Origin of the sequence: Streptomyces hamibioticus, from assembly GCF_047946815.1 — a bacterium.
Lineage (GTDB): Bacteria > Actinomycetota > Actinomycetes > Streptomycetales > Streptomycetaceae > Streptomyces.
The window spans coordinates 5,019,999-5,042,144 of record NZ_JBKKQY010000001.1 but is presented as its reverse complement, the minus strand read 5'-3'; the positions used below and the strand labels follow the sequence as shown (position 1 = coordinate 5,042,144).

16 protein-coding genes are annotated in these 22,146 nt (G+C 71.9%); all 16 read right to left on the bottom strand.

Annotation, left to right across the window (positions count from 1 at the left end):
* Positions 1-145: 145 nt before the first annotated feature.
* Positions 146-1,582 (bottom strand): GTPase ObgE, encoded by a 1,437-nt coding sequence (gene obgE / locus ACLGIH_RS22905; RefSeq protein WP_416527139.1) that lies wholly within the window; start codon positions 1,580-1,582, stop codon positions 146-148.
* 117 nt (positions 1,583-1,699) lie between these two features.
* Positions 1,700-1,954, bottom strand: coding sequence for a 50S ribosomal protein L27 (gene rpmA, locus ACLGIH_RS22900; protein WP_037935795.1), 255 nt, complete (start codon positions 1,952-1,954; stop codon positions 1,700-1,702).
* 14 nt (positions 1,955-1,968) lie between these two features.
* Positions 1,969-2,289, bottom strand: coding sequence for a 50S ribosomal protein L21 (gene rplU / locus ACLGIH_RS22895; protein ID WP_004001309.1), 321 nt, complete (start codon positions 2,287-2,289; stop codon positions 1,969-1,971).
* A gap of 220 nt (positions 2,290-2,509) precedes the next feature.
* Positions 2,510-3,580 carry an iron-containing alcohol dehydrogenase family protein gene (locus ACLGIH_RS22890; protein WP_416527138.1) on the bottom strand — a complete coding sequence of 357 codons (1,071 nt, stop codon included), beginning with the start codon at positions 3,578-3,580 and terminating at the stop codon, positions 2,510-2,512.
* Positions 3,568-4,320, bottom strand: a complete 753-nt coding sequence (locus ACLGIH_RS22885; protein WP_416527137.1) for a phosphocholine cytidylyltransferase family protein — start codon at positions 4,318-4,320, stop codon at positions 3,568-3,570. The genes ACLGIH_RS22890 and ACLGIH_RS22885 overlap by 13 nt, the downstream gene beginning before the upstream one ends.
* 131 nt (positions 4,321-4,451) lie before the next feature.
* Positions 4,452-8,759: a ribonuclease E/G gene (locus ACLGIH_RS22880; protein WP_416527136.1), complete on the bottom strand. Its 4,308-nt coding sequence runs from the start codon at positions 8,757-8,759 to the stop codon at positions 4,452-4,454.
* A gap of 275 nt (positions 8,760-9,034) precedes the next feature.
* The gene (locus tag ACLGIH_RS22875; RefSeq protein WP_416527135.1) at positions 9,035-9,811 is read right to left on the bottom strand and encodes a TIGR03936 family radical SAM-associated protein; all 777 of its coding nucleotides are present in this window, start codon (positions 9,809-9,811) and stop codon (positions 9,035-9,037) included.
* 48 nt (positions 9,812-9,859) lie between these two features.
* Positions 9,860-10,861, bottom strand: coding sequence for a hypothetical protein (locus tag ACLGIH_RS22870; RefSeq protein WP_416529452.1), 1,002 nt, complete (start codon positions 10,859-10,861; stop codon positions 9,860-9,862).
* Positions 10,862-10,898: 37 nt separating this feature from the next.
* The gene (locus tag ACLGIH_RS22865) at positions 10,899-12,866 is read right to left on the bottom strand and encodes a TIGR03960 family B12-binding radical SAM protein (protein WP_416527134.1); all 1,968 of its coding nucleotides are present in this window, start codon (positions 12,864-12,866) and stop codon (positions 10,899-10,901) included.
* Positions 12,867-12,937: 71 nt separating this feature from the next.
* Positions 12,938-14,482, bottom strand: coding sequence for a CYTH and CHAD domain-containing protein (locus ACLGIH_RS22860; protein WP_416527133.1), 1,545 nt, complete (start codon positions 14,480-14,482; stop codon positions 12,938-12,940).
* A gap of 110 nt (positions 14,483-14,592) precedes the next feature.
* Complete coding sequence (gene rodA / locus ACLGIH_RS22855) at positions 14,593-15,792, bottom strand: rod shape-determining protein RodA (protein WP_416527132.1); 1,200 nt, start codon at positions 15,790-15,792, stop codon at positions 14,593-14,595.
* Complete coding sequence (gene mrdA, locus ACLGIH_RS22850) at positions 15,789-18,068, bottom strand: penicillin-binding protein 2 (RefSeq protein WP_416527131.1); 2,280 nt, start codon at positions 18,066-18,068, stop codon at positions 15,789-15,791. The genes rodA and mrdA overlap by 4 nt, the downstream gene beginning before the upstream one ends.
* 224 nt (positions 18,069-18,292) lie before the next feature.
* On the bottom strand, positions 18,293-18,964 hold the full coding sequence (mreD, locus tag ACLGIH_RS22845; RefSeq protein ID WP_416527130.1) for a rod shape-determining protein MreD: 672 nt from the start codon (positions 18,962-18,964) through the stop codon (positions 18,293-18,295).
* Positions 18,965-18,978: 14 nt separating this feature from the next.
* On the bottom strand, positions 18,979-19,935 hold the full coding sequence (gene mreC / locus ACLGIH_RS22840; RefSeq protein ID WP_416527129.1) for a rod shape-determining protein MreC: 957 nt from the start codon (positions 19,933-19,935) through the stop codon (positions 18,979-18,981).
* Between the two features lie 194 nt (positions 19,936-20,129).
* Complete coding sequence (locus tag ACLGIH_RS22835; RefSeq protein WP_416527128.1) at positions 20,130-21,149, bottom strand: rod shape-determining protein; 1,020 nt, start codon at positions 21,147-21,149, stop codon at positions 20,130-20,132.
* 304 nt (positions 21,150-21,453) lie between these two features.
* Positions 21,454-21,867, bottom strand: coding sequence for a nucleoside-diphosphate kinase (gene ndk / locus ACLGIH_RS22830; protein WP_416527127.1), 414 nt, complete (start codon positions 21,865-21,867; stop codon positions 21,454-21,456).
* Positions 21,868-22,146: the final 279 nt, after the last annotated feature.

The following is a 22,146-nucleotide window of genomic DNA, read 5'->3' as shown; positions in this document are numbered from 1 at the left end:
GCGGTCAGACCTGTCGCTCGTGTTCATCGTGGTACGCGTCGTGTTCGCCTTGGTACGCCAGCGGGTATGGGCGCAGGGAGTGCCTGTCGGCTCGCCGAGCGTGCCGGGGTGGTCCGCAGCGCCCGCACGGACCACCCTCCCGCTCTCAGAACGGCTCGAAACCGTCGTACTCCCGCTCGGCCTCGTCCCGTTCCGCCTGCCGGTCCCGGCGGCGCTGGGCCGCCGGACGCGTGCCCTCGAACCGGTGGTCCTCACCGCGGCGGCCGAGCATCTCCGCACCGGCCATCATCGACGGCTCCCAGTCGAAGACGACCGCGTTGTCCTCGGGGCCGATGGCCACACCGTCCCCGGCGCGGGCGCCCGCCTTCAGCAGCTCCTCCTCCACGCCGAGGCGGCCCAGCCGGTCGGCGAGGTAACCGACGGCCTCGTCGTTGTTGAAGTCGGTCTGCCGCACCCAGCGCTCGGGCTTCTCGCCGCGCACCCGGAACAGGCCCTCGTCCTCGCGCGTGACGGTGAACCCCGCGTCGTCCACGGCCTTGGGCCGGATGACGATCCGCGTGGCCTCCTCCTTCGGTTTGGCGGCACGTGCCGTGGCCACCAGGTCGGCGAGGACGAACGACAGCTCCTTCAGGCCGATGTGGGCCACCGCGGACACCTCGAAGACCCGGTAGCCGCGCGCCTCCAGGTCCGGCCGGACCATCTCGGCGAGGTCCCTGCCGTCGGGTACGTCGATCTTGTTCAGCACGACGATGCGCGGACGGTTGTCCAGGCCGCCGTACTGGCGCAGCTCCTCCTCGATGACGTCGAGGTCGGAGACGGGGTCGCGGTCGGACTCCAGCGTGGCGGTGTCCAGCACGTGCACGAGCACGCTGCACCGCTCCACGTGCCGCAGGAACTCCAGGCCGAGCCCCTTGCCCCGGCTGGCGCCGGGGATGAGACCGGGCACGTCGGCGATGGTGTAGACGGTGGAACCGGCCGTCACCACGCCCAGGTTCGGTACCAGCGTGGTGAAGGGGTAGTCGGCGATCTTCGGCTTGGCTGCCGACAGCACCGAGATCAGCGACGACTTGCCCGCGCTCGGGTAGCCGACCAGTGCCACGTCGGCGACCGTCTTCAGCTCCAGGACGATGTCCTGGAGGTCGCCCGGCTCCCCGAGCAGCGCGAACCCGGGCGCCTTGCGCCGGGCGGAGGCCAGTGCCGCGTTGCCGAGACCGCCCCGGCCGCCCTGCGCGGCGACGTACGAGGTGCCGTGCCCGACCAGGTCGGCGAGGACGTTGCCCGCCTTGTCGAGCACCACGGTGCCGTCCGGCACCGGCAGGACGAGGTCCTGGCCGTCCTTGCCGGAACGGTTGCCGCCCTCGCCGGGCTTGCCGTTGGTGGCCTTGCGGTGCGGGGAGTGGTGGTAGTCCAGCAGCGTGGTCACCGACTGGTCGACGGTGAGGATCACGTCGCCGCCCCGGCCGCCGTTCCCGCCGTCCGGGCCGCCCAGCGGCTTGAACTTCTCCCGGTGAACGGAGGCACAGCCGTGGCCTCCGTTACCCGCGGCGACGTGCAGTTCGACGCGGTCCACGAAGGTGGTCATGGTGGGGTGCCTCCAGAGACGTATCAGTGATTTCTTGTCTTAACACGCGAAAGGCGGACCCGCCTTCCCGACCGGGAAGTGAGGTCCGCCTCGCGAAACGTCCGGGTACGGCCTGGATCAGGCGACCGGAACGATGTTCACGACCTTGCGGCCGCGGTTGGTGCCGAACTGCACCGAACCGGCCTGCAGCGCGAACAGCGTGTCGTCGCCGCCACGGCCGACGCCGGCGCCCGGGTGGAAGTGGGTGCCGCGCTGACGGACCAGGATCTCACCCGCGTTGACGACCTGACCGCCGAAGCGCTTCACGCCGAGCCGCTGGGCATTGGAGTCGCGACCGTTCCGGGTGGACGATGCGCCCTTCTTGTGTGCCATCTGTTCTCAGTCCCTTACTTCGCAGCCGTGGGGATCTCAGTGACCTTGATCGCCGTGTACTGCTGGCGGTGGCCCTGACGACGGCGGTAGCCGGTCTTGTTCTTGTAGCGCAGAATGTCGATCTTCTGGCCCTTGTGGTGGTCCACGACCTCGGCCTGGACCTTGATGCCGGCCAGCACCCACGGGTCGCTGGTCACGGAGTCGCCGTCGACAACGAGCAGGGTCGAGAGCTCGACCGTGTCGCCGACCTTGGCGGTGGAAATCTTGTCAACCTCGACGATGTCGCCGACAGCAACCTTGTGCTGACGACCACCGCTGCGCACGATCGCGTACACGCGGAACTCACTCTCTACGCTCGAAGAAACGGCACCCCCGCAGGCCAGCCGTCCCGCGCCGAACGCGGACGGCCTCTCCCGGCCACGACTCGCGCCCGGGAGGAAGAGGTTTACGGGGATGTGGCGGGTCAGTGGACACGCCGACGGTCAAGGTTACGGTGGCCGCTCCCCGGGGTCAAACCGGACCCCGGGCAGGCCGGGCGCGGGGCCCGGGAGCGGCTCAGTCCGTGACGGACGCGACGGAGGTCACGTACTCGGCGTACGCCTCCCCGATCCGCGCCGGCGACAGGTCCAGGTGCTCCAGGACGGTGTACCGGCCCGGCCGGGTCTGCGGGGCGAACTCCACCGCCCGTACGAACTCGTCGTCGGCGAAGCCGATCTCCTGGGCCACGACCGGCAGCCCGTGCCGGCGCAGCGCCCCGGCCATCATCCGGGAGGCCTCCGCCTCGCCGCGCAGATACATCGCGAAGGCCGCGCCGATGCCCACCTGCTCGCCGTGGGCCGCCGCCCGCCCGGGGTAGAGCAGGTCGATGGCGTGGCTGATCTCGTGGCAGGCGCCGGACGAGGGCCGGCTGTGCCCCGCGATCGACATGGCGATGCCGGACAGCACCAGGCCCTCGGCCAGCACGGTCAGGAACCCGTCGTCGCCGCAGCCGCCCGGGTGGCGCAGCACGGCCTCACCGGCCTGGCGGGCCATCGCGGCGGCCAGGCCGTCGATCTTCTCGCCGTTGACCCGGTTGGCCAGCTCCCAGTCCGCGACCGCGGAGATGTTGGACAGGGCGTCGCCGATCCCGGAGCGGACGAACCGGATGGGCGCCTCGCGTATCACCGAGAGGTCGACCAGGATCGCGATGGGCGTGGGCACGCCGTACGAGCCACGGCCCGCGTCGTTGTCCAGGATCGACACCGGCGAGCAGAGGCCGTCGTGGGAGAGGTTGGTGGCGACCGCGACCATGGGCAGGCCGATACGGGCCGCCGAGTACTTCGCACAGTCGATGACCTTGCCGCCGCCGATCCCGACGACCGCGTCGTAGCGGCCGCCCTTCATCTCGTCGGCCAGCCGCACCGCATCGTCGATCGTGCCCCCGCCGACCTCGAACCAGTCGGCGCTGGGCAGGGCGGGCGCCAGCCGCTCGCGCAGCCGCGCGCCCGAGCCGCCGCTGACCGCGACGGCGAGGTTCCCCGACTGCGATATCCGCTGGTCCGCCAGGACGCCCGCCAGGTCGTCGAGGGCGCCCGGCCGGATGTCGACGACGACCGGCGAGGGGATGAGCCTCGTCAGTACCGGCACGCGATCTCCCGTCCCCTGGCGAGGTCGTCGTGGTTGTCGATCTCGACCCAGCTGACGTCGCCGATCGGCGCCACGTCGATCCTGAAGCCGCGGTTCACCAGTTCCTGGTAACCGTCCTCGTAGTACAGCTGCGGGTCACGCTCGAAGGTCGCCCGCAGCGCGTCGGCCAGCTCGGCGGCGGCCTCGCCCTCGATCAGGGTCACGCCGATGTACTCGCCGGTCGCCTCCGCCGGGTCCATCAGCTTGGTGATCCGCCGGACGCCCTTGCCGGGGTCGACGACGACCTTCATCTCCTCGTCGGCGAGCTGCTTGACCGTGTCCAGCGCCAGGATGATCTTCTTGCCGTCGCCGCGGGCCGCCAGCAGCGTCCTCTCGACCGAGACCGGGTGCACGGTGTCGCCGTTGGCGAGGATCACACCGTCCTTCAGCGCGTCCCGCCCGCACCACAGGGAGTAGGCGTTGTTCCACTCCTCGGCCTTGTCGTTGTCGATCAAGGTGAGCTTCAGGCCGTACTTGGCCTCCAGCGCCTCCCTGCGCTCGTACACCGCCTCCTTGCGGTAACCGACGATGATCCCGGCCTCGGTCAGCCCCACCTCGGCGAAATTGGCCAGCGTCAGGTCCAGGACGCTCAGCGCGTCCGGGGAACCCTCGTTCGCCACGGGCACCAGGGCCTTGGGCAGGGTGTCGGTGTACGGCCGCAGACGGCGCCCGGCGCCGGCCGCGAGCACGAGGCCTATCATCGCGGTTCTCTCCTTACTGACTGTGCTGTGGGCGCGCGAAGGACCGGGCGCCCGGGTGAGGTGCCGTCGGCCCCCGGGGAAGCGTGTGGTCCTGCCCGCTCGCGGACAGGACCACACGTACGGCGCCGGGCTCAGCCCTCGTCGGTCACGGCCTGGACCGAGGACGGGGCGGACTGCTCCGCCGCCGAGGTCTTCTTGGACGTGGCCTTCTTGGCGGTCGTCTTCTTCGCCGCCGTCTTCTTGGTGGTGGCGGCCTTCTTCGCCGTGGTCTTCTTCGCGGCCGTCTTCTTCGCCGCCGTCTTCTTGGTGGTGGCGGCCTTCTTCGCCGTCGCCTTCTTGGCCGCCTTGCGGGCGGTCTTCTTGGCCGGCGCGGCCTCCGCCCCGGCGGCCTCCGCCTCGGCGGGCTCACCCGAAGCCGGGGTCTCCTCGGCCGCGGTCTCCTCCGCCGGAGTGGACGGGACGACCACGACGGCCGTCTCCTCCGGCGCGGTGGGCGCGGTGGCCTTGCGCACGGCGCGGCGCCGCGGGCGGGCCGGGGCGGCGGGCTCGGCGGGTGCCTCGGCGGCGGTCCCGGCCGGGGCCCCGGGCTGCCCGGCGGCGACCGGCTCCGGCGCCTCCTCGGCCTTCGGCTCGGCGGTGGCCGTCTCCGGGACCGTCACCACGGCGGCCTCGGCCCCCGCGGGCGAACCGGCGGGCGCGGACACCTTGCGGGTCGCCCGACGGCGTGTACGGCCCTTGGGCGCGGCCTCCTCGGCGGCCTGGGCCTCACGGGTGGCCGGAGCCTGCGCGCCGGAGACGGCGTCCTCGACGGCAGCCGGCTCCGCCAGCACCTCGGCGGCCGGTTCCTGCCGCACGGGACGCTCGATCTCCTCCTCGACCGTGACGTCCTGCGCGGTCGGCGCCACGGACCTGACGCTCTCGGCCTCGGACCCGTCCTTGCCCACGGCGCCCTTGGCGGCGGGCGTCTCCTCGGCCTGCCCGGCCTGCTCGACCTCGGTGCGGGGCGCACCGGCCGGGGCCGACGCCCGCCGGCTCGCCCGGCGCCGCGTGCGCCCGCGCTTGGCCGCGGCCTCCGCCTCGGCGACGCTGCTGAACAGCTCCTCGTCCGGGGCGAAGTCCGGGGCCGGCAGCGCGACCGGCGCGGCGGCCTCGGCGGCCACCTCGGACTCGGTCTCCGCCTCCTCCTCCGCCGTCTCGGCGGTGTCGAGGGCGGCCACGGCCTCGTGCTCGTGCGGCTGCTCGGCGGCCCCGGCACGGGCCCGCTTGCGGCGCTTGCCCCCGCCGTTGCCTGCGGCGGACGGCTGGTCGAGGTGGACGATGACACCGCGCCCGTTGCAGTGGACGCAGGTCTCGGAGAAGGACTCCAGGAGCCCCTGCCCGACCCGCTTGCGGGTCATCTGCACGAGCCCCAGCGAGGTCACCTCGGCGACCTGGTGCTTCGTACGGTCCCGGCCCAGGCACTCCAGCAGGCGGCGCAGCACCAGGTCCCGGTTGGACTCCAGCACCATGTCGATGAAGTCGATGACGATGATGCCGCCGAGGTCGCGCAGCCGCAGCTGGCGCACGATCTCCTCGGCCGCCTCCAGGTTGTTCCTGGTGACCGTCTCCTCGAGGTTGCCGCCCTGACCGGTGAACTTTCCGGTGTTGACGTCGACCACGACCATCGCCTCGGTCCGGTCGATGACCAGCGAACCGCCGCTGGGCAGCCAGACCTTGCGGTCCAGGGCCTTGGCGAGCTGCTCGTCGATCCGGTAGGTGGCGAAGACGTCGACCTCGGAGGTCCACCTGGACAGCCGGTCGGCGAGGTCCGGCGCCACGTGGGACACGTAGCCGTGGATGGTCTGCCAGGCGTCGTCACCGCTGACGACGACCTTGGTGAAGTCCTCGTTGAAGATGTCGCGGACGACCCGGACGGTCATGTCCGGCTCGCCGTAGAGCAGCGTCGGGGCGTTGCCGCTCTTGGCCTTCTTCTTGATGTCCTCCCACTGCTCCTGCAGCCGCTCGACGTCCCGGCGCAGCTCGTCCTCGCTCGCGCCCTCGGCGGCGGTGCGCACGATGACGCCCGCGTCCTCGGGAACGATCTTCTTGAGGATGGTCTTCAGCCGGGAGCGCTCGGTGTCGGGCAGCTTGCGGCTGATGCCGGTCATCGAGCCCTCGGGCACGTAGACCAGGTAGCGGCCGGGGAGGGAGACCTGGCTGGTGAGGCGGGCGCCCTTGTGGCCGATCGGGTCCTTGGTGACCTGCACCAGCACCGACTGGCCCGACTTCAGCGCGGACTCGATGCGGCGCGGCCCGTTGGCCATGCCCAGCGCCTCGAAGTTGACCTCACCGGCGTACAGGACGGCGTTGCGGCCCTTGCCGATGTCGATGAAGGCGGCCTCCATCGACGGCAGGACGTTCTGCACCTTGCCGAGGTAGACGTTGCCGACGTACGAGACGGCCTGTTCCTTGTTGACGTAGTGCTCGACGAGCACGCCGTCCTCCAGGACGCCGATCTGCGTACGGTCGCCATGCTGGCGGACCACCATGACGCGCTCGACGGCCTCGCGGCGGGCCAGGAACTCGGCCTCGGTGATGATCGGGACGCGGCGGCGTCCCTGCTCGCGGCCCTCGCGGCGGCGCTGCTTCTTGGCCTCCAGGCGCGTGGAGCCCTTGATGGACTGCACCTCGTCGGAGGGCTCGGCACCCTTTTCCCGCGCGGGTCGCGGCTCGCGGACCTTGACCACGGTGCGCTCGGGGTCGTCGGCGGACGGCTCGGCCTCGGGAGAGGCGTCACCGGCGCGGCGGCGACGGCGGCGACGGCGCCGGCTGCTGCTGGAGCCGGACCCGGCGGCGCCCTGCTCCTCGCCGCGCCCTTCGCTCTCGTCGGCCTCCTCGGCGTCCTCCTCGAGCTGCTCCGCGGTGTCCTCGGCGTCCTGGGCGGCCTGCGCGGCGGCGGCCTTCTCAGGCTCGGCGTCCGCGGAGTCACCGGACCCGTCGTCGGCGGACTCGCCCCGACGACGGCGACGGCCGCCCCGGCGACGGCGACGGCGCGACCCGCCCTCCTCGCCGGCCTCGGCGTCGTCGCCATGGTCCTCGCCGGACTCCTCGGCCTCGGCCTCGCCCTCGGCCTCCTGCTCGTCGGTCACGGCGCTCTCGGCGGCCCGGTCCTCGGCCTCCTCGGCGGCGGCTCCCCGGCGGCGACGGCGGCGACGGCCACCGGTCGGCTGCTCCTCGGCCGGCTCCTCGGTCCGCGGGCGCTCCACGGACTCGGCCGGCTCCTCGTCCTCGGTGGCCTCGGCGGCGGCCTCCGCGGCGGCCCGCTCGGGCGTCTGGAACCTGGGCTCGGTGAAGACGGGCGGCTGGAACACGGCGACGGCCGGCCGGGCCGGGCGCTTCCGCGCCTCCTCCCGGGCGGGCTCGTCGGCGGACGCCTCGGCGGAGGCGGCCGACGGCTCGGCGGCGGCCGCGGGCACGGCGGGCGCGGCGAAGCCGGTGGCGGCCTTCCGGGCCGCCCGGCGGCGCGTACGGCGCGGGGCGGCGTCCTCGGCGGCGGGCTCGGCCGGAGCGGTGGTCTCGGCCGGAGCGGTGGTCTCGGCCGGAGCGGTGGTCTCGGCCGGAGCGGTGGTCTCGGCCGGAGCGGCGGGCTCGGCGGTGGGCGCCGAGGCGGTCTCCGCGGCTGCGGCGGTGGCCTGCTCCGCGGGCGCGGCGGTCTCACTCGGCTCGGCAGCGGCAGTGGCGGCGGCCGGAACGGACGTACGCCGCGTGGCACGGCGCCGTGTCCGACGCGGCGCGGCCTCCTCGGCGGGCGCGGGCTCGGTGGCCTCGGCCTTGTCCGCCGCGGCGGGCGTCTCACGCTCCGCGGGCGTCTCGCGCTCCGCGGGCGTCTCGGGCTCCGCGGACGCGGAGGCGGTGGCCGGCAGGTCGGGCGAGGTCGCGCTGCGCGTGGCGCGCCGGCGGGTACGGCGAGGCGTGGCGTTCTCGGCGGCCGGGGTGGCCTCGGCCGCCGCGGCGGGCTCCTCGGCCCGCACGTCAGCCCCGGCCTCGGCGGCCTCGGCGGCGGGCGTCGCCGGTACGACGGTCTCGGCGGCCTCGGCCGACCCGGGGGACCCGGCGGGCGCGGAGGCGCGACGGACCGCGCGGCGCCGCGGCCGGCCGGCGGGGGCGGGCTCCTCCGCGGCCGTGTCCGTGTCCGTGTTCTTGGCCTCTGCCTCGGTCCGGACCTCGGCCTGGGCGTTCTCCTCGTCCTCGACCGCGTCGGGGACGGCGTCGGCCTCGGCGACCACGACGACCGGCTCGACGGTCTCCACCGGAGTTCCGGAGGAGGCGGCCGGCGGTCCCGCCGGGCGGGACGCGGCCCGGCGCCGACGGCGCGGCGGCAGCGTGTCGCTGGGAGAGTTGTTCGTCTCGGAGCCCGTGGAGGACTCTGAGGACTCTACGGATTCGATTGGTTCGAGCATGCGGGCGTTTCTCCCGTCGGGCTCCCGGGCGCCGCGCCTGGTCCGGTGTCGATCGAGTCGACCACCGGTGACGTCCGCGGCTCGCGCGGTGCGCGGTTGCCGCCGTCCGGGGCGCGGGCGCCGCTCGGGAGCTTCCTGTGTCCTGTCTCGCCGGTTCCGCACGCCTTGTCGCTTACGGCCTGGCGAAAGTCTTCTGGTCGGTGCGCTGCCCGACCCAGGTGGCTCCCGAGTTCAAGGGCGGCGCTTACGACGTCCGTCCCTACGCGGAACCTTCCTTACGCCAACGCCGTCGCGGCGGCAGTCGCGGCGGCCTTCTTCGGCTCGGTCGCTGCTGCCTCGCGGTCGGGCGCGAGCGGGTCGGTCACCGTGCCGGTCTCTTCATCGAACAGCCCCTGCGCCAGCCTGGTCACCGCTGCGGGGACCGGCGGCGCCAGGTCGGCCACGGCGCGGAGACCGGACAGGACGTCGTCGGGTCGTACGGCAGGCGTCACGTGCCGAACAACCAGCCGCAGTATCGCACAGGGCTGGTCGGTCGGCCTATCAGCCGGCGAACCGTGCGTTTCCGCACTCTCCAGACTCACGACCGCGGAGCGGGCGTCGAAGGTGCGGACGCCGTTCTTGGTCCTGCGCTGGACCTCGACGGCCTCGGCCCTGTTGAAGGCCTCGACCGCGCGCCCGGCGTCGGCCGGGTCCACGCCGTCCAGCCGCAGCTCCCACAGGGAAGCCGTGAGCCGGTCGGCGAGCCCGGAGGTCCGCGCCTCGACGGCGTCGACGATGTCGAGCCCGGTGGGCAGCGACGCGTCGAGGAGCACCCTGAGCTGCTCCGGGTCACGCTCCTCGGTGAGCGCGATCTCGAGGTACTCCGCCTCACTGCCCGTGCCGGTGGGTGCGGCATTGGCGTACGACACCTTCGGGTGCGGCGTGAACCCCGCCGAGTACGCCATGGGCACCTCGGCGCGGCGCAGCGCACGCTCGAAGGCGCGCTGGAAGTCACGGTGGCTGGTGAACCGGAGGCGGCCGCGCTTGGTGTACCGCAGACGGATGCGCTGCACCGCGGGTACCGGCGGCGGGCCTTCGGGCTGTCGCTTGCCCAGTGTCGTTCAGTCCTTCGTGAGAGCGGTCGTACTTCTACCAAGACTACGTCGCCCGCCACCGGATGGTTCCCGCCGGTCCACCGACGGGACCCGCTCCGGCTCGCCGGACAGCATCCGGCGCAGGTCGGCGCGGGCCTGCCGCACGGACGCCCGGCAGGCGGCGAGCGCTTGCCGGCCGGCCTCGGCGACGGGCCGCAGCACGGTGTCCCGCACCAGGTGCCCGACCGGCGTCAGCACCCTCCGGTACGCCCGGCGCACCGGCTCCACGAGGGCCCACCGCAGCAGCGTCCCGAGGAACCGCCCGACTGCCCGCGACACGTACCCGGCCACGCGCCAGGCATGCCCCAGGGCGTCACGGACCTCCCGGCCGACGACCCCGAGGACCCGCCCGACGGGCGCGAGCACCCACCGCCACAGTGCCAGGGCGGGCAGGACCAGCAGAATCCGGGCGGTCCAGTACAGAACCACACCGATCCCGGCGACGACCGCCCGCACACACCAGGCGGCCGCCCGCCCGACGGGGGCCAGCACCCACCGGTACAGCCACACCGCCGGTACGACGACGAGCACGTTCCCCAACCGGGTCAGAGCGCCCCCGAGGGCGGCGAACGCCGCGCCCACGCCCCTGAGCGCCCGGAGCACGGCATGCCCGACGGGCGTGAGCACGCGCACGTACAGCCACGCCAGCCCGTGCCCCGCCGGAACCAGCGTCCACCGGTACAGCCACCCGGCCGGTACGACGACGAGCACGTTCCCGAGCCAGGCGAGCCCGCGCCCCACGGGCACCACGGCGTACCGCCACAGCCCCACGAACGGCCACACGAACACGGCCCGCCCGACCCACGCCAGAGCCCGCCCGACCGGCCGCAGCACCACGTCGTCGAGGAACCGTCCCGCGACGACGAGCGCGTCCCACACCACCCGCGCCGGCACGACCAGCACGAACACGACGATCCGCACCGGCACCCGGATCGCGACGGCGAGACACCCTTGCGGGGCCGCGCGGATGCACGAAGAAGGGCCCCTCGTGAGGAGGGGCCCCTGCTCAGTGCGTGTGTCCGCTGCCCGCCGGCTGCTTCACCGTCAGCGGCAGCAGCTTCTTGCCGGTCGGGCCGATCTGGATCTGGGTGTCCATCTGTGGGCACACCCCGCAGTCGAAGCACGGGGTCCAGCGGCAGTCCTCGACCTCCGTCTCGTCGAGGGCGTCCTGCCAGTCCTCCCAGAGCCAGTCCTTGTCGAGGCCCGAGTCGAGGTGGTCCCAGGGGAGGACCTCCTCGTAGGTGCGCTCGCGGGTGGTGTACCAGTCGACGTCCACGCCGAAGGGCTCCAGCGCCTTGTCGGCGCAGGCCATCCAGCGGTCGTACGAGAAGTGCTCGCGCCAGCCGTCGAAGCGGCCGCCGTCGTCGTAGACGGCGCGGATGACGGCGCCGATGCGGCGGTCGCCGCGGGAGAGGAGTCCCTCGACGATGCCGGGCTTGCCGTCGTGGTAGCGGAAACCGATGGAGCGGCCGTACTTCTTGTCGCCGCGGATCTTGTCGCGGAGCTTGGCCAGGCGGGCGTCGGTCTCCTCGGCGGAGAGCTGCGGGGCCCACTGGAAGGGGGTGTGCGGCTTGGGCACGAAGCCGCCGATGGAGACCGTGCAGCGGATGTCGTTGGACCTCGACACCTCGCGGCCCTTGGCGATGACCTTCGTCGCCATGTCGGCGATCTGAAGGACGTCGTCGTCGGTCTCCGTGGGCAGGCCGCACATGAAGTACAGCTTCACCTGGCGCCAGCCGTTGCCGTAGGCCGTGGCGACGGTCCGGATGAGGTCGTCCTCGGAGACCATCTTGTTGATGACCTTGCGGATGCGCTCCGAGCCGCCCTCGGGGGCGAAGGTCAGACCGGAGCGGCGGCCGTTGCGGGTCAGCTCGTTGGCCAGGTCGATGTTGAAGGCGTCGACGCGGGTGGACGGGAGCGACAGGCCGATCTTGTCGTCCTCGTAGCGGTCCGCCAGGCCCTTGGCGATGTCGCCGATCTCCGAGTGGTCCGCCGAGGACAGGGAGAGCAGGCCCACCTCCTCGAAGCCGGTCGCCTGCAGGCCCTTGTCCACCATGTCGCCGATGCCGGTGATCGAGCGTTCGCGCACCGGGCGGGTGATCATGCCGGCCTGGCAGAAGCGGCAGCCGCGGGTGCACCCGCGGAAGATCTCCACGGACATCCGCTCGTGGACCGTCTCGGCCAGCGGGACGAGGGGCTGCTTGGGGTAGGGCCACTCGTCGAGGTCCATCACCGTGTGCTTGGACACCCGCCACGGGACGCCCGAGCGATTGGGGACGACGCGGGCGATGCGGCCGTCCGGCAGGTACTCGACGTCGTAGAAGCCGGGGACGTACACCCCGCCCGTCTTCGCCAGGCGCAGCAGGAGTTCCTCGCGGCCGCCGGGGCGGCCCTCCGCCTTCCAGGCGCGGATGATCGCGGTGATCTCCAGGACCGCCTGCTCGCCGTCGCCGATCACCGCGCAGTCGATGAAGTCGGCGATGGGCTCGGGGTTGAAGGCCGCGTGGCCGCCGGCCAGGACGACCGGGTCGTCCGGGCCGCGGTCCTTCGACTCCAGCGGGATGCCCGCCAGGTCCAGGGCCGTCAGCATGTTGGTGTAGCCCAGCTCCGTGGAGAAGGACAGGCCGAGGACGTCGAAGGCCTTCACCGGGCGGTGGCTGTCCACCGTGAACTGCGGGACGCCGTGCTCCCGCATCAGCGCCTCCAGGTCCGGCCACACGCTGTAGGTGCGCTCGGCGAGGACGCCCTGCTGCTCGTTCAGGACCTCGTAGAGGATCATGACGCCCTGGTTGGGCAGTCCGACCTCGTAGGCGTCGGGGTACATCAGCGCCCAGCGGACGTCGCAGGAGTCCCAGTCCTTGACCGTGGAGTTGAGCTCGCCGCCGACGTACTGGATCGGCTTCTGCACATGCGGGAGCAGCGCTTCGAGCTGCGGAAACACAGAAGACACGGACTCGGTGGCTTCGGCAGACATCTCGCGGAACCTTTGTGTGCGGACAGGGTGACCATCCAGACTAACCCGATCGGGGAGGTCCCCCGCACCGCTCAGAACACCGGCCCGCCCCGGACCGTCTCCCACAGTCCGGGCAGCGCCGCCTCCGCGTCCGCCGCCCGGCGCTCCTCGCGGCCGTGGAGCACGCCGTACGTGAAGGAGTTCTCGCCGGCCGCGTGCGCCTGCCGGGCCAGTGTGCGCAGGGCCTCGCGGGTCATCACGCTGTCCTGGTGGTCGCCGAGGAGCTGCTGGAGCGACTTCATCGACCGCACCAGGTCGGCGGCCGGGTCGCCGAGCAGGCCGACGGCCGCCTCGGCGGAGTAGCGGGTCCGCTTGGCCTCCTTGCGGGCGTCGTGCAGCGCCTGGTCGCGTTCGTCTCCCGGGGGCAGGGAGAGGGCCTGCTCGACCAGCTCGGACACCCGCCCGAAGTCCTTGCGTACCGCCGCCCCGATCACCTTCCCCGGCTTTCTGGCGCCGGCCGGTGGGCGCAGCGGCGGGTCGGCGAGCAGGGTGTCCAGGGCGGCGAGCAGCGCCAGGTACCGGCCGCCGTCCAGTACGGCGATCAGCCTGCGCCGGGAGCCGCCGCCGCGGGCGTGCGACCAGGTGCGCAGGCGGGTGCGGACGGGTCCGGCGAGGAGGGGGCGGGGCAGCTCGGCCAGGGCGGTGGTCAGGCGGTCGGTGAGGACTTCCTGGTCGCGGCCGGCGCCCAGCTCCGCCGCCAGCCACTTCAGTTCGGCGCCGATCGGGTCGGTGGCGGTGCGGTCGAGGACCTTGGCGTACGACCGGAAGGTGCTGCGCAGGCGGCGGGTGGCGACGCGCATCCGGTGCACGGAGTCGGGGACGTCCCGGCGTACGTCGGGGTCGAGCGCGACGAGGGCGTCCCGTTGGGCGCGGACGTAGGCGAGTACGTGCTCGCCGGCGGTCACGGGGGCCGGGGGCTGGGGCTTCCGCGCGGCCGCTCCGCGCTGCTTCTTCGGTTTCGTCCGGCTCAGGGCCCTGGCCAGCTTCGACGCCGAGCGGGAGGGGCGTACGCCGGCCTTGCGCAGGCGTTTGTCGATCTTGTCGAGGAGGGCGGGGTCGCCGCCGTCGGCGAGCTCCACCTCGATCTCGGACCACTGGGCGGTGGCAGTGCCTTTCCCCGTGCCCGTGCCGGTGCCGGTGCCGGTGAGGCGTTCGGCGTGGACGGCGTCGACGCTGACCTCGGCGAGGAGCCGGCCGTCGGCGTCGACGAGGTCGCGGATGTCGCGGTCGCTGACGAGGCGGACGACGGGGACCAGCTCTGCGTCGCGGACCCGGGACCGGACGAGGCCGGCGAGGGAGCGGGGGACGTGGTCGGAGAGCGGGGCCCGGATCTCGTCGCGGACGCCGGGGGCGACGGGGAACTTCAGGTGCCAGCCGGCGTCGGAGCCTCCGGTGCGGCGGCGCAGGGTGACCGAGGAGGCGGCGAGGCGTTCGTCGGCGGTGTCGTAGTAGGTGGCGTCGAGGTGGGCGACGCCCTTGTCGACGACGGCCGCGACACCGGGGACGCCGGTGAGGTCGGGGAGGCCGCTGTCCTTTGACTCGTACTTCCGCTCGATCTCGCGCTTGGTGTCCGCCATGGGGCGAATCTAGTCGGGCGGGCGGGGCGGGTCACGGGGTCGGCGCCGGGCGAGTGCTCCCGGCGCCCCCAGGCGCCCTCAGACGCCCAGTGCCCGCGGTGCCGCAGCGGTCACGCCGACATGGGGCGTTGCACCGTGATCGACTGGAGCAGACCCACCGCTGCCCACACGGCGAACATCGACGAGCCTCCGTACGACACGAACGGCAGGGGCAGGCCCGTCACCGGCATGATGCCGAGCGTCATGCCGATGTTCTCGAACGTCTGGAACCCGAACCACGCGACGATGCCCGCCGCGACGATCGTGCTGTACAGGTCGGTGGCGTCCCGTGCGATGCGGCAGGCGCGCCAGAGGACCACGCCCAGCAGGGCGATGATGAAGGCGGCCCCGACGAACCCCAGCTCCTCCCCCGCCACCGTGAAGACGAAGTCCGTCTGCTGCTCCGGCACGAACTGGCCCGTGGTCTGCGAGCCGTTGAAGAGGCCGGAGCCGGTCAGGCCGCCGGAGCCGATGGCGATGCGGGCCTGGTTGGTGTTGTAGCCGACGCCCGCCGGGTCCAGCTCGGGATTGGCGAACGCCGCGAAGCGGTTGATCTGGTAGTCGTCGAGGATGCCCAGCTGCCACACCGCGATGGAGCCGAGCGCGCCGGCGCCGATCAACCCGAACACCCAGCGGTTCGACGCGCCGGAGGCGAGCAGCACGCCCAGCACGATGACCACCATGACCATGACCGACCCGAGGTCGGGCATGAGGATCACGATCAGCGACGGCACCACGGCCAGCCCCAGCGCCTGCAGCACCGTCCGGTGGTCGGGGTACTGCTTGTCGCCCGCGTCCACCCGCGCGGCCAGCAGCATCGCCATGCCCAGGATGATCGTGATCTTCACGAACTCCGAGGGCTGCACGGAGAAGCCGCCGGGGAGCTTGATCCAGGAGTGCGCACCGTTGATCGTCGTGCCCAGCGGCGTGAGCACCAGCAGGACCAGGAACACCGACGCGCCGTACAGGACCGGCACGGCCGTGCGCAGGGTGCGGTGGCCCAGCCAGACCGTGCCGATCATCAGGGCGATCCCGATGCCGGTGTTGAGCAGGTGCCGGACCAGGAAGTAGTACGGGTCGCCCTGGTTGATGTCCGTGCGGTTGCGGGTCGCGGAGAAGACCAGCAGCGAGCCGAGCAGCGAGAGCGCGGTGGCCGCCAGCAGTATCGGCCAGTCCATCCGGCGCGCGACACCGTCCCGCGCGAACAGGCGCGTCCATCCGGCGCGCTCCGGCCCGTACCCGGAGACCTGGAAACTGTTCGCGCCCGTCATGTGCGCACCCTCCGGTTACGCCGACCGCTCCGTCCCCGGCCGCGTCGCCTGGTCTCACGGTTCTCCGTCTGCGGCGGCGGCACGGTCGCCCCCTGGTCCTGCGGGTCCTGCCCGCCGTCGGCCGGGACGTCGGCGCCCTCTTCGGCGGCCTCCTGCTCGGCCAGCATGTCCTTCACCGGGTCCTCGGAGATCTTCGGCGAGGCGATGGTCCCGTCCGCCTTGATCTTCGGCAGGCCCTGCTGGGGCTCGGGCAGCAGCGCCTTCTTCCTGTCGATCGAGCCGTCCTCCTGGACGCCGTACAGCGCGTCGTAGATGTTGCGGACGGCCGGGCCGGAGGCGCCGGAACCCGTGCCGCCCTGGGCGATCGTCATGACGATCGCGTACTCGTCGGTGTACGTGGCGAACCACGACGTCGTCTGCTTGCCGTGGACCTCGGCGGTACCGGTCTTGGCGTGCATCGGGATCTCGTCCTGCGGCCAGCCCTCGAACCGCCACGCGGCCGTACCGCGGGTGGCCACGCCCTCCAGGGCGTCGTCCATCTTCTTCAGCGTCGCCTGGCTTATCGGCAGCTTGCCGTGCGACTCGGGCTTGATGTCGGTGACCTGCTTGCCGTCGGGGCTGATGATGGCCTTGCCGATGGACGGGTCGTACATGGTGCCGCCGTTGGAGATGGCCGCGTAGATGGTGGCCATCTGGATGGGGGTCACGAGGGTGTCGCCCTGACCGATGGAGTAGTTGATCGCGTCACCGGCGCGCATCTTGTTGCCCTCGAGGCAGCCCTCGTACGCGAGCCTCTCGACGTAGGAGCCGCCCTTCTTCCCGGTCTTGCACCAGGCGTCCTTGTTGGCCTCCCAGTAGTTCTGCTTCCACTCGCGGTCGGGGACCCGGCCGGTGACCTCGTTGGGCAGGTCGATGCCGGTCTTCTCGCCGAGGCCGAACTGGTGGGCGGCCTTGTAGAAGTAGTCGTTGGGCTTCTTCGGCTTCATGCCGCCGTCCTTCTTCCACTCCTCGTGCGCGAGGCGGTAGTAGACGGTGTCGCAGGAAACCTCGAGGGCCCGGCCGAGGCCGATCGAGCCGAAGCTCTGGGACTCGAAGTTCTTGAAGACCTGGCCGCCGACGGAGTACGAGCTGGAGCAGTTGTAGCCGCCGTCGAAGTCGTAGCCCGCCTCGACCGCGGCGGCGGTGGAGACCACCTTGAAGATGGAGCCGGGGGCGGCCTGGCCCTGGATGGCGCGGTTGAGCAGCGGGTAGTGGGAGTCCTTGCCGGTGAGCCTCTTGTAGTCCTTGGCGGAGATGCCGCCGACCCAGACGTTCGGGTCGTAGGTCGGGTTGGACGCCATGGCGACGACCCGTCCGGTCTTGGCCTCCATCACGACGACCGCGCCGGCGTCGGCCTTGTAGTTCTCGCCGGTGTTGTCGTCGTACTGCTTGCGGGCCTCCTTCATCGCCTCGTTCAGCTCGTACTCCGCGATGCGCTGCACGCGGGCGTCGAGGCTGGTGACGAGGCTGGAGCCGGGCTGGGCGGGGTCGGCCTCGGCCATGCCGATGACGCGGCCGAGGTTGTCGACCTCGTAGCGGGTGACGCCCGCCTTGCCGCGCAGCGCCCTGTCGTACTGGCGCTCCAGCCCGGAGCGGCCGACCTGGTCGGAGCGCAGGAAGGGCGAGTCGGTGTCCTGCGCCTCCTGGATCTCCTCGTCGGTCACGGGCGAGAGGTAGCCGAGGACCTGGCCGGTGTTGGCCTGACCCGGGCTCGGGTAGCGGCGCATGGCCTGCGGTTCGGCGGTGATGCCGGGGAAGTCCTCGGCGCGCTCGCGGATCTGCAGGGCCTGTTTGGGGGTGGCCTCGTCGGTGATGGGGATCGGCTGGTAGGGGGAGCCGTTCCAGCACGGCTGGGGCGTCTCGGCGTCACACAGCCGGACCTTCTCCATGACCTCCTTGGGCTGCATGCCGAGGACGCCCGCGAGTTTGGTGAGGACCGCCTTGCCGTCGTCCTTCATCTTCAGCAGGTCGGTGCGGGAGGCCGAGACGACGAGCCGGGTCTCGTTGTCGGCGAGGGCGACACCGCGGGCGTCCAGGATCGAGCCGCGTACGGCCGGCTGGACGACCTGCTGGACGTGGTTGCCGGAGGCTTCCTTGGCGTATTCGTCGCCCTGGCGGATCTGGAGGTACCACAGCCGCCCGCCGAGGGTGCCGAGGAGGGAGAGGACGAGGATCTGGATGACGGCCAGCCGGATCTGGACGCGTGGGTTTCGTCCGGTCTCGGGAATGTTGGTCACTGCGGCTGTCTCCCCCTCTCAGTACGCGTACGCGAGTGCGTGTGCGGGTGATGTCGCGTGCACGAACGGTTGCGCGTGCACGAGCGATGGCCCGTGTACGCGCGGCGACCTGTGTACGAACGACGGCCCGTGTACGAACGACGGCCTGGGTACAAGTGATGAACGCCCGGCCGGCGAGGCGGCGTTCCTGCTGGTCTCACCCGTTCCGGTGAACTTCCCCGCGCTCACAGCCGCTTGACCCCCTTGATCCGCCCCGCCCGGGCCATCCGCGCCCGCGCCGCCTTCACCCGCAGCCCGCTCCGCTGCCCGCCGATGCGCAGCCCGGTGCCCGAGGAGAGCCAGCCGGAGGAGATGTCGGTGCCCTGCCCGGCGGAGTTGGTCTCGGCGAGCGGGTCGTTCTCCGCGCGCCGGGCCAGGGCCATGACCCCGGGCACGACGAACGGGGCGAGCAGCAGGTCGTACAGGGCGGCGGTGAACACCAGGCCGGGCAGTCCGACGTGGCGGGCGGCGGTGTCGCCGACGAGGGCACCGACGCCGGCGTACAGCAGCGTGGTCGCGACGGCGGCGACGGCCACCACGACCATGGGGCCGGTGGCCGACTTCAGCCGGCCGTTCTCCGGTTTGACGAGCCCGGCGAGGTAGCCGATGACGCACAGCACCAGGGCGTAGCGCCCGGCCGCGTGATCGGCGGGCGGGGCGAGGTCGGCGAGGAGTCCGGCGCCGAAGCCGATGAGGGCGCCGCCGACATGGCCGTAGACCAGGGCGAAGCCGAGGACGGTGAGCAGCAGCAGGTCGGGGACGGCGCCGGGCAGGTGGAGGCGGGCGAGGACGCTCACCTGGATCACCAGGGCGACGACGACCAGGGAGACGGAGAGCAGGATCCGGTTGACGCGCATGGGACTCAAAGCTCCTACTGCTCGGGCTGCTCGGGCGGCACCTGGCCGTCGGCGGGCGCGTCGGCGGACGGCGTCACGGTCACCGTCACGGTCGGTTTCGGGGTCGGCTTGGGCTTGTCCGGGAGCACGGTGTCGCGCGGGTCCTTCTCGGGGGCCTGGACGACGACGCCGACGATGTCGAGCTTGGTGAAGCTGACGTACGGCGTGACGTAGAGCCTGCGGGTCAGGTCGCCGCTGGAGGGGTCGACGCGGGAGACGACGCCGACGGGCACGCCGGGCACGAAGGGCTTGTCGGCCTGCGAGCCGAAGGTGACCAGGCGGTCGCCCTTCTTCACGTCGGCCTTGCCGTTGAGCAGTTCGACGCGCAGCGGGCGGTCGCCCTGACCGGAGGCGAAGCCGAGTTCGTCGGTGGACTCCATGCGGGTGCCGACGGTGAAGTCGGGGTCGGTCGCGAGGAGCACCGTGGAGGAGTTGGGGCCGACGGTGGTGACCCGGCCGACCAGGCCGTCGCCGTTCAGGACGGTCATGTCGCGTTCGATGCCGTCGTTGGCACCGGCGTCGATGGTGATGGTCCAGGAGAAACCCTGGGCGGCTCCTATGGCGATGACCTGGGCGCCCTTGATGCCGTACTGGCCCTTGCCGGCGGTCTTCAGCAGCTTGTCGAGCTGCTTGAGACGGCTGCGGCTGCGGTCGTCGCTGCCCAGCTTCGCCTTCAGGGCCGCGTTCTCGTTCTCCAGCTGCGCGAGCCGGTCGTGGCGCTCGCCGGAGGCGCGGACCGCGGCGATCGCGTTGCCGACGGGGTCGACCGCGGCCGACACCCCGTTCTCGATCGGGCCGAAGACGGTGGCCGCGGCCTGGCGGGCACCGTCGACCGGTGAATCCTTCCCGCCGCGGATGTCCACCGTGATCAGCGCGAACGCTACGGCGATCAGCAGCACCAGGAGCAGCCGGCTCTCTTTCGTGTCCCTCACGTGCGGCGGCCGTGCCTTCCTCGTCGGAATTCGGGAAATTCGTCGGTGTTGAGTGGGGATTCGGTGGGGCGGGGATTCGGTTGTACCGCCCGGGAACGCCCCCTGAAGGGCGTTATGGGCACCGTCCTGTCTCTATATCAACGATCCGCCGCACGAGAGGAGATCGTCTCGTACGGCGGAATCGAAGCGTTGTGTCATCTGCGGGGCTGGGCGTCCAGCACCTGCTGGAGTGCCTCGAACTCCTCCACGCACTTGCCGGAGCCGAGCGCCACGCTGTCCAGCGGGTCCTCGGCGATGTGGATGGGCATGCCGGTCTCCCGGCGCAGCCGCTCGTCCAGGCCGCGCAGCAGCGCACCGCCGCCGGTCAGGACGATGCCCCGGTCCATGATGTCGCCGGACAGCTCCGGCGGACACTTGTCGAGGGTCGTCTTGACGGCGTCGACGATGGCGTTGACGGGCTCCTCGATCGCCTTGCGCACTTCGCCGGCGGAGATGACGACGGTCTTGGGCAGCCCGGAGACGAGGTCCCGGCCGCGGATTTCGGTGTGCTCGTCAGTGTCGAGGTCGTACGCCGAACCGATCGTGATCTTGATCTGCTCGGCCGTCCGCTCACCCAGGAGGAGGGAGTACTCCTTCTTGATGTGCTGGATGATCGCGTTGTCCAGCTCGTCGCCCGCGACGCGGATGGACTGTGCGGTGACGATGCCGCCGAGGGAGATGACCGCGACCTCCGTGGTGCCGCCGCCGATGTCGACCACCATGTTGCCCGTGGCCTCGTGGACCGGCAGGCCGGAGCCGATGGCCGCGGCCATGGGCTCCTCGATGATGTGCACCTGGCGGGCGCCGGCCTGGGACGACGCCTCGATGACGGCGCGACGCTCGACGCCCGTGATGCCCGAGGGCACACAGACGACGACCCGCGGACGAGCCAGATACCGCCGCTTGTGGATCTTCAGGATGAAGTAGCGGAGCATCCGCTCGGTGATCTCGAAGTCGGCGATCACGCCGTCCTTCAGCGGACGCACGGCAACGATGTTGCCGGGCGTGCGCCCGATCATCTTCTTCGCTTCGGCGCCGACCGCGAGGATGCCACCGGTGTTGGTGTTGATCGCGACGACGGACGGCTCGTTGAGTACGATCCCGCGACCCCTGACGTACACCAGCGTGTTGGCGGTCCCGAGGTCGACAGCCATGTCACGGCCGATGAACGACATAGAGTTCCCCATCAGGATTCGACTGGCCTTCCCACGAGCCTTTGAGGGCTTTTCAGGTCGGCGAGGTGGGTTGCTGTGACGTGAATGCTTCCATCGTAGACGCGCTTTCACGAACACCGTGCGAGGGTCTTCGCCATTGTCAGCAGATGGCACGCCGCCTCGCTTGTGGAGACGGGCCGACGGAGGCAAACGTTCCCCCGATCGGCACGCATGTGTCACAAGGCCGCCGCATATACGCGGCCCCCCAGGTCAGCTGCGCCATTTGGCTGACGGGATGTCAGGAACCGGCAGCTCGCCGGACGGGTCAGACGCGCCCGGGGAAGAAGATCTTCAGCTCGCGTTCGGCGGACTCCTCGGAGTCGGAGGCGTGGATCAGGTTCTCCCGGACGATGACGCCGTAGTCCCCCCGGATGGATCCGGGCACCGCGGCGATCGGGTCGGTCGGGCCGGCCAGGGCACGCACGCCCTCGATGACCCGCTCGCCCTCGACGACCATGGCCACGACCGGTCCCGAGGACATGAACTCCACGAGCGGCTCGTAGAAGGGCTTGCCCTTGTGCTCGCCGTAGTGCTGCTCCAGGGTGTCCGTGCTCAGGGTGCGCTGCTCCAGCGCGGTGATCCGCCAGCCCGCCTTGCGCTCGATACGGCTGATGATCTCGCCGGTCAGGCCACGACGGACGGCGTCGGGCTTGAGGAGGACGAGGGTGCGCTGAGTCACGACGGGCTCCTTGGAATGTGGGATTGTGCGAGGTGATGACTGAGGTTACCGGGCGTGTCGCGCCGCCTGTCACGCAGCGTCAGCCGAAGCGGTTCCGCGGGGCGACGGGGAGGCTGGAGGCGGCGGCCGGGCAGCCCCGCACGGCCGCTCACGTCGGCCGGGCCGCCCCGGACACCCCGCCGCCGGAGCACGCACCACACCGGCGCAGGAACAGCCGGCAACCACCCCGGCCCAGGAACGGACGGGCACCGGCCCCGGCCCCGGCGCAGGAACGGACGG